Annotated in this window: 2 protein-coding genes; both read right to left on the bottom strand. The window is 68.5% G+C overall.

Annotated features, from left to right (window positions below):
* Positions 1-358: 358 nt before the first annotated feature.
* The gene (locus D180_RS13975) at positions 359-2614 is read right to left on the bottom strand and encodes a methyl-accepting chemotaxis protein (RefSeq protein ID WP_017913288.1); all 2256 of its coding nucleotides are present in this window, start codon (positions 2612-2614) and stop codon (positions 359-361) included.
* Positions 2611-3053: hypothetical protein (locus D180_RS24585; protein WP_232760498.1), on the bottom strand; the 443-nt coding region annotated here is incomplete at its 5' end. The genes D180_RS13975 and D180_RS24585, both read right to left, overlap by 4 nt.

The following is a 3053-nucleotide window of genomic DNA, read 5'->3' as shown; positions in this document are numbered from 1 at the left end:
GCGGCCGCAGCCGCGGCGGCAGCCGCGGCGGCAGCGATGCTGTCGTACAAGGGACGCGTCGCATCACGCGCACTGCGTCTGCCGCACGGCGGCGGCGCACGTGACGACGTGCTGGATGCTCACGCGGGCAACACGCGCGTAAGCCCCAGGCAGGCGTGAGGACGGAGCAGGACGCCCACGCGCGCGGCGTGGGCGTCGGTCAGAAACAGCGTGCCGCGCCAAGGCAGGCACGGCATCGCGACCGCAGTGGAACATCCTCGGATCTGTGGGATGCGGCACCGGCAGCCGCAAGGCAACCGCCACGCGACAGGCGAGCGACGCGCATTGCGCCGCTCGCCGATGACAGGCGCCGTGCGGCTCAGAACTCCTGCCAATCCTTGTCCAGCGCCATCGCCGCCGCCGGCTGCGCCGCACGCCGCGCAGGTGCGGCCTTGGCCGCTGCCGGACGGACGTTGCGCTTGCCCGCGGGCGTCGCGGTGGCATGGTGCCGCGGCGCCTGCGCTACCGGCGTGGCCGCGGATGCGTCGAGCTTGAACAGCGCCACCGCCTGGCTCAGTTCCACCGCCTGCTGCTCCATCGAGCGCGCCGCCGCACTGGCCTCTTCCACCAAGGCCGCGTTCTGCTGGGTGCTCTCATCCATCTGCGTCACGGTCTGGTTGACCTGCTCGATGCCGGCCGACTGCTCCTGCGAGGCGGCGGAGATTTCCCCCATGATGTCGGTGACACGCTGCACCGAGGTCACGATCTCGGTCATGGTCTTGCCGGCCTGGTCGACCAGGACCGAACCTTCGGCGACGCGGCTCACCGAATCGTCGATCAGGCTCTTGATCTCCTTGGCCGCGCTGGCCGAGCGCTGCGCCAGCGTGCGCACCTCGCTGGCGACCACGGCGAAACCGCGCCCCTGGTCGCCGGCACGCGCGGCTTCCACCGCAGCGTTGAGCGCGAGGATGTTGGTCTGGAAGGCGATGCCGTCGATCACCGAGATGATGTCGGCGATGCGCCGCGACGCATCCTCGATGCCGCTCATGGTGGTCACCACCTGGCCGACCACGTCGCCGCCCTGCGAGGCGACCGAGGCCGCGCCGGCGGCGAGCTGATTGGCCTGGCGCGCGTGCTCGGCGTTCTGGCGCACGGTGGAGGTCAGTTCCTCCATCGAGGCTGCGGTTTCTTCCAGGCTGGCGGCCTGCTGCTCGGTGCGGCGCGACAGATCGTCGTTGCCGGCGGCAATCTCGCTGGCCGCGGCATTGATCGACACCGCCGAGTGCTTGATGCGTCCGACGATGCCGGCCAGCTGCTCGGCGGTGGCATTGGCGTCGTCGCGCATCTGCGCGAACACGCCGCGGAAATCGCCGTGCATGCGCGCGGTCAGATCGCCCGCGGCGATCGCCTGCAGCAGGGTCGACAGCGCCTGCAGGTTGCCATCGGCGGTGGCCATCAACTGGTTGAGGCTGTCCACCATCACCCGGAAGTCGTACTGGAAGCGCTCGGCGTCGCCGCGCGCGCTGAAGTCGCCGTCGGCCGCGGACGTCGCCAGCTGCTTGATCTGCCCGTTCATCGCCGACAGGTTGGCCTTGACCTCGTCCATGGTCTGGCTCAGCACCGCCTCCTCGCCGGGCAGGCGGTCCATGTCCTGCGACAGGTCGCCGATCGCGTAGCGGCCCATGATCTGCGCCAGGCGCGTCTTCACCGCCAGGTGCGAGGCCACCAGCGCATTGGTCTCGGCCGCCATGCGCCCGTAGTCGCCCGGGAAGGCCTGCGCTTCGATGCGATGGCTGACTTCGCCCGCGTCGTGGCGCTTGGCCATTTCCAACTGCGCGCCGATCAGGTTGCCGACCTGCTGCTGCATGCCCTGCATCGCGACCAGCAGACGTCCGGTTTCGTCGCGGGCGTCGGTGTGTACGTCGTTGTCGAGCTTGCCGCTGGCGATGGCCTCGGCGACACGCGTGGCGCGGGTCAGCGGCACGGTCAGGCTGCGGGTGATCAGCCACGCCAGCAGGCTGCTGACCAGCACCACCGCCAGTCCGCCGGCGATGAGCATGGCGCGCCCACGCGCCATCGCCGCCGTCGCTTCCGCATAGGCCTCGTTGCTGCGGGTGGCCTGCAGATCGGCATAGCGGGCGATGGCGTCCTGCCATTTCTGCGTCAGCGGCGCGGACTCCCGCATCAGCAGGGCCAGGGCCTCGTCCGGCTTGTCGTGCATGCCCAGATCCATCACCCGGTTGTTGACGTCCACGGTCATCTGCCGGGCGCGATCGACGTCCTCCAGCACGGCCTGGCTCTGCGCACCGCTGGGGATGGCGCCCGCCCGCTTGCGCGCCTCCTGGTAGCGTGCGCGCTGCTCGACGACGACCTTGGCGAAGCGGATGTTGTCTTCCTGGGAGGTCGGCAACACGATGTTGCGGACATTGATGGCCACGACCGAACTGGCGTTGAGCATGTCGCTGGACGCGCGGATGGCGGCGATGTTGCGGTTGACGATGCCGTCCAGTCGCTGGCGCGCCTGGAACAGGGTCAGCAGCCCGGCGACGACCAGCGCCGAGGACAACAGGATGAGGATGCCGAACGCGGTGGCGAGCCGGGCACCGACGTTGTAGCGCTGAAGGAATGCAATCATGGAATGGCCTTTGGGGGAATGAGAGGGGCGATGGAACGCCGCGGAACACGCACGCCGACCAGCCGCCGTTGTGCACGCCCGCATCGAACGAGATGAATGAGTCGTGAAAAAGCGTTTTTAATCAGACGCTTGATGACGCATTCCGCTCGATGTGCGGGCGATGTAACGGCGCCCGGCGCGGGGACTTGAGAGGCGATTGCACGGAATTTATTGAACACCCTCAGGCACATCACAGGGATGTGGAGAGGCCATTCGCACTGCGTCCGGATCGGCGTTTTCGCGTGAATGCCGCGTGCACGTGATGTTGCAACGGCCGGCACGACGCTTGCTTGCGGCGCGAGGTCGCAGCGAGGAAAAAGTTTTCCGATTGGCCGCACAACGGAGACCTCGACACGCGATGCGAAGGCCAGGAACGCGATCGCCGTCACTTCGCAGCGTC

This window comes from Xanthomonas sp. SHU 166, assembly GCF_000364685.1.
GTDB classification, from domain to species: domain Bacteria; phylum Pseudomonadota; class Gammaproteobacteria; order Xanthomonadales; family Xanthomonadaceae; genus Xanthomonas_A; species Xanthomonas_A sontii.
The sequence above is the reverse complement of the archived record's forward strand: the minus strand, read 5'-3'. Positions and strand labels throughout refer to the sequence as shown.

Bases quoted from the DNA above. Each gene is read 5' to 3' on its own strand.
- D180_RS13975 (WP_017913288.1), bottom strand. From the start codon at position 2,614: ATGATTGCATTCCTTCAGCGCTACAACGTCGGTGCCCGGCTCGCCACC.